The sequence below is a fragment of the Mycobacteriales bacterium genome (assembly GCA_035690485.1).
GTDB lineage: Bacteria > Actinomycetota > Actinomycetes > JAFAQI01 > DASSKL01 > DASSKL01.
Genome location: DASSKL010000015.1, coordinates 1 through 4,512 on the forward strand (window position 1 = coordinate 1; position 4,512 = coordinate 4,512).

The 4,512-nt window shown below is 72.8% G+C and carries 6 protein-coding genes; all 6 read left to right on the top strand.

Annotated elements, in window-relative coordinates; all coding sequences use genetic code 11:
• A partial coding sequence (gene pilO, locus VFJ21_02920) for a type 4a pilus biogenesis protein PilO (GenBank protein ID HET7406073.1) occupies positions 1 to 669 on the top strand: 669 nt, incomplete at its 5' end.
• Position 670: 1 nt separating this feature from the next.
• Positions 671 to 1,351 (top strand): hypothetical protein, encoded by a 681-nt coding sequence (locus tag VFJ21_02925; GenBank protein ID HET7406074.1) that lies wholly within the window; start codon positions 671 to 673, stop codon positions 1,349 to 1,351.
• A 120-nt stretch (positions 1,352 to 1,471) separates the two neighbouring features.
• On the top strand, positions 1,472 to 2,650 hold the full coding sequence (aroC, locus tag VFJ21_02930; protein HET7406075.1) for a chorismate synthase: 1,179 nt from the start codon (positions 1,472 to 1,474) through the stop codon (positions 2,648 to 2,650).
• Complete coding sequence (locus tag VFJ21_02935) at positions 2,647 to 3,150, top strand: shikimate kinase (protein ID HET7406076.1); 504 nt, start codon at positions 2,647 to 2,649, stop codon at positions 3,148 to 3,150. Before aroC ends, VFJ21_02935 begins: the two co-directional genes overlap by 4 nt.
• A complete protein-coding gene (gene aroB / locus VFJ21_02940; GenBank protein HET7406077.1) occupies positions 3,147 to 4,178 on the top strand; it encodes a 3-dehydroquinate synthase in 1,032 nt (343 codons plus the stop codon). Before VFJ21_02935 ends, aroB begins: the two co-directional genes overlap by 4 nt.
• Positions 4,175 to 4,512 (top strand): type II 3-dehydroquinate dehydratase (locus VFJ21_02945; GenBank protein HET7406078.1); only part of this gene is annotated, 338 nt, incomplete at its 3' end. The genes aroB and VFJ21_02945, both read left to right, overlap by 4 nt.

A 4,512-nucleotide genomic window follows, 5' to 3' on the forward strand; every position in this document is an offset into this window, starting at 1 on the left:
TTCACCGTGCTCGCGGTGATCGTCGTGCTGGTTGCCGGCTGGATGCTGATGATCAAGCCGCAGCGGTCGCACGCGGCCGATCTGCGAACCCAGGCGACCGGAGTCCAGAGCAGCAACGACCAGCTCCGCAACCAGATCAGCGCGCTCAAGGCCCAAGCCAAGGACCTGCCGAAGCAGCAGGCCCGCCTCGCGGTCATCGAGCAGAAGATCCCGGACAACCCGGCCCTGCCGTCGCTGATCCGCTCGCTGAGCGACGCAGCCGACGGTGCGGGAGTCGACCTCACCTCGCTCGCACCGGCGCAGCCGGCGGTACTCGCGCCGGCTGCCGCTGCCACTGTTACTGCCGGACGGCCGGCGGCCCCTGCGGCGCCCGCGCTCGAGCAGGTCCCGGTGACGGTGTCAGTAACCGGCACCTACTTCAACATCGAGCAGTTCGTCAGCAACCTCGAAGGGCTGCAGCGGGCGATCATCGTTGATGGCTGGAGCTTGGCTCCGGGCTCGAACGGCTCCGGTGCCGGCGCCTCGACAGTCGCGGCGGCCACCGACCAGCTGACCGCGCAGATCCAGGCGCGCGTCTTCATGGCACCGGGCTCCGCGACCGCCGCTCCGACGACCGCGGTCCACCCGGCGCCGACCGCCGCTCCGACGACCAGCAAGGCAGGAGGCTGACATGAGCGAGACCCTGTTCGCCGCACCTGCCCCCGAGCAGGAGGCCCCGCCCGTCGCACCGGTCGAGGACTCGACCGCGGACAACGACCAGCGCCGCAAGGTGCTCGCCCTGGTCGGGGCGGCCGCCGTGGCCGTCGTAGCGATCGCCGGATACTTCGTCATGAAGGGCGGCAGCAGCGACCAGACCACTGCCGCGCTCCCGCCGGTGCACCACCACCCGGCCGCGGGTGCACCGGCCCAGCCGAAGTTCGACAGCAAGTCGTTCCCGACCCTGCCGGACGTCTTCAAGGACGTCGTCGGCCGCGACCCGTTCAAGCCGCTCGTGGTCGACAAGCCGGCTGCACCCGCGGCTCAGGCACCCGCCCCGACCACGGTCGTCGCCGGCGGTGCGCCGACGACGGTGACCACCGGCTCGACGGCGACCGCGCCGACGGCCCAGCCCGACTGGATCTCCCTGGAGAGCCAGAACGGCCTGAAGTCCGCGACGTTCCTGGTCCACTCGACCGACGGGAAGGCGACCGGCTACACCGACGTGGCCGCTCCGGCCGACGGTAAGACCACGGCGTTCGGCGGCTACTTCGCACTGATCTCGCTGCAGGACGGCTTCGCGGTCGTGCAGATGGGCGACGGCAAGCCGTTCAACCTGCAGGTCGGCTACACCAACCGGCACATGCTCAGCTGATCACCCCCTCGATCGCAGCAGGGCCCGCCGCTCGACACAGAGCGGCGGGCCCTGCTGCATGATCGGCGCCACGGCGTGGATGGGTCCTGCGGCGGCGTAGCCCGTGAAAGAATCGTGATTGTGTTGCGCTGGCTGACGGCCGGGGAGTCCCACGGCCCTGCACTGGTGGCGGTCCTCGAGGGGCTGCCCGCCGGCGTGCACGTCACGACGAAGGAAGTCGCCGACGAGCTGGCGCGCCGCCGCGCGGGCTACGGCCGCGGTGCGCGCATGACCTTCGAGCGCGACGAGGTCGAGTTCACCGGTGGGGTGCGGCACGGCAGCACGCTAGGCGGGCCCATCGCCATCCGCGTCGGCAACACCGAGTGGCCGAAGTGGGACCGCGTGATGGCCGCTGACCCGGTCGACCCCGCCGAGCTCGAGGGCCTCGGCCGCAACGCCCCGCTGACCAGGCCGCGGCCCGGGCACGCGGACCTCGCCGGCATGCAGAAGTACGGCTTCGACGACGCCCGGCCGATCCTCGAGCGGGCCAGCGCACGCGAGACGGCGGCGCGGGTCGCTCTCGGCGCCGTGGCGCAGGCGTTCCTCAAGCAGGCGCTCGACGTCGAGCTGCTCAGCCACGTGGTCGCGATCGGCGCGGCGAGCGCGCCCTCCGGCAGCATCCCGGAGCCGGCCGACCGCGAACGTGTTGACGCCGACCCGGTGCGCTGCCTCGACCCCGATGCGAGCGCCGCCATGGTCGCCGAGATCGATGCCGCCCACAACGACGCCGACACCCTCGGCGGCGTTGTCGAGGTGGTGGTGCACGGCCTGCCGCCCGGCCTCGGCAGCCACGTGCACTGGGACCGCCGGCTCGACTCCCGGCTGGCCGGCGCCCTCATGGGCATCCAGGCGGTGAAGGGAGTCGAGGTCGGCGACGGCTTCGACGTCGCGCGCCGCCGGGGCAGCCAGGCGCACGACGAGATCGAGCCCACCGCGGGTGGCGTCCGCCGCCTCACCGGCCGTGCCGGTGGCACCGAGGGCGGCATGACCACCGGCGAGATCCTGCGGGTGCGGGCCGCCATGAAGCCGATCTCCACCCTGTCGCGGGCCTTGTCGACCGTCGACGTCCGCACCGGCGAGCCGGCCAAGGCGATCGCTCAGCGCAGCGACGTGTGTGCCGTCCCCGCCGCCGGCGTCGTCGCCGAGGCCATGGTCGCGCTGGTGCTCGCCGACGCCGCGCTCGAGAAGTTCGGCGGCGACTCCGTGCCCGAGACCCGCCGCAACCGCGACTCCTACCTCGCCAACCTGCAGATCCGGTGACCCGCCCGCTCGTCGTGCTGGTCGGGCCACCCGGTGCGGGCAAGACCACGATCGGCCGGCTGCTCTCCGACCGCCGCGCCGTGGAGTTCCGCGACACCGACGCCGACATCGAGGCCGCCACCGGCCAGCGGATCGCCGACATCTTCATCGAGCACGGCGAGGAGCACTTCCGGGCACTCGAGCGCGACGCCGTACGCCGCGCGCTGACTGAGCATGCCGGTGTCCTCGCGCTCGGCGGGGGAGCGGTGATGGACGACGGCACCCGCTCGCTGCTCGCGTCGCACACGGTGGTCTTCCTCGACGTGCACGTCGCCGACGCCGCCGCCCGCGTCGGCCTGAACCGCGACCGCCCGCTGCTGCTCGGCAACCCGCGCGCGCAGCTCCAGCAGCTCATGGACGCCCGCCGGCCGGTCTACGAGGAGGTCGCCACCGTCACCGTGCCGACCGACGGGCGCAGCCCCGAGGAGATCGTGGCCGACGTCGAGGCGGCCCTGCGATGACGGTGCGGATTCCGGTCGGCGACGCGTACGACGTGGTGGTGGGCCACGCCCTGACCGATGCCTTGCCCGCACTGCTGGGCGACGCACGCGCCGTCGCGGTCGTGCACCAGCCGGCGGTGGTGCCGGTGGCACGAAAAGCCCGGCAGGCGCTGGGGGATCTCGACGTCCACCTGCTCGAGATCCCCGACGGCGAGGCGGCCAAGGACCTGCCCGTGCTGGCCGACCTGTGGGCGCAGTTCGCCCGCATAGGCATCGGCCGGACCGACGCCGTCGTCGCGGTCGGCGGGGGAGCGGCCACGGACCTTGCCGGTTTCGCAGCGGCGACCTGGCTGCGCGGCGTACGCGTCGTGCACTTGCCGACCACGCTGCTCGGCATGGTCGACGCCGCGGTCGGCGGCAAGACCGGCATCAACACTGCCGCCGGCAAGAACCTCGTCGGCGCATTCCACCAGCCGGCCGGTGTGCTGTGCGACCTCGACGCGCTGGAGACGCTGCCGGCGGAGGAGTTCGCCAGCGGCATGGCTGAGGTCGCGAAGTGCGGCTTCATCGCCGACCCGGTGATCCTCGACCGGCTCGACGGCGACCCGCGGGCGCACGTCGCCGAGCTCGTCGAACGGGCGGTGCGGGCCAAGGCACGGGTCGTCTCCGAGGATCTGCGCGAGGCCGGGCTGCGGGAGATCCTCAACTATGGCCACACCCTGGGCCACGCGATCGAGAACGTCGAGGGCTACCGCTGGCGCCATGGCGCGGCGATCAGCGTCGGCATGGTCTACGTCGCCGCGCTGGCGCGGCTGGCCGGCCGCGCCGACCTGGTCGAGCGGCACCGCTCCGTCCTCGGTGGCCTGGGGCTGCCGCTCACCTACGACGCCGGTGCGTGGCCGCGGCTGCACGAGGTGATGCGGGTCGACAAGAAGTCGCGCGCGGGCCGGTTGCGTTTCGTCATCCTCGACGATCTGGCGCGTCCTGCCCTCCTGGAGGACCCCGATCCTGGGATGCTGCAGGCCGCCTACCGGGAGGTCAGCGCGTGAAGCCGGTGTTCGTCCTCAACGGCCCGAACCTCGGGCGGCTGGGTCGGCGCGAGCCCGAGGTCTACGGCAGCGACACGTACGACGATCTCGTCGCGACGTGCCGGGCGACCGGTGCGGAGCTCGGGATCGTCGTCGAGGTGCGCCAGACGGATGACGAGGGGGAGCTGCTGCGCTGGCTGCACGCGGCCTCCGACGAGGCCGCCGCGGTGGTGCTCAACCCCGGAGCCTGGACGCACTATTCGTACGCCGTCCGCGACGCCGTCGCCGCTGCGGAGGTGCCGGTGGTCGAGGTGCACCTGTCGAACCCATCGGCGCGGGAGGAGTTCCGGCGGGT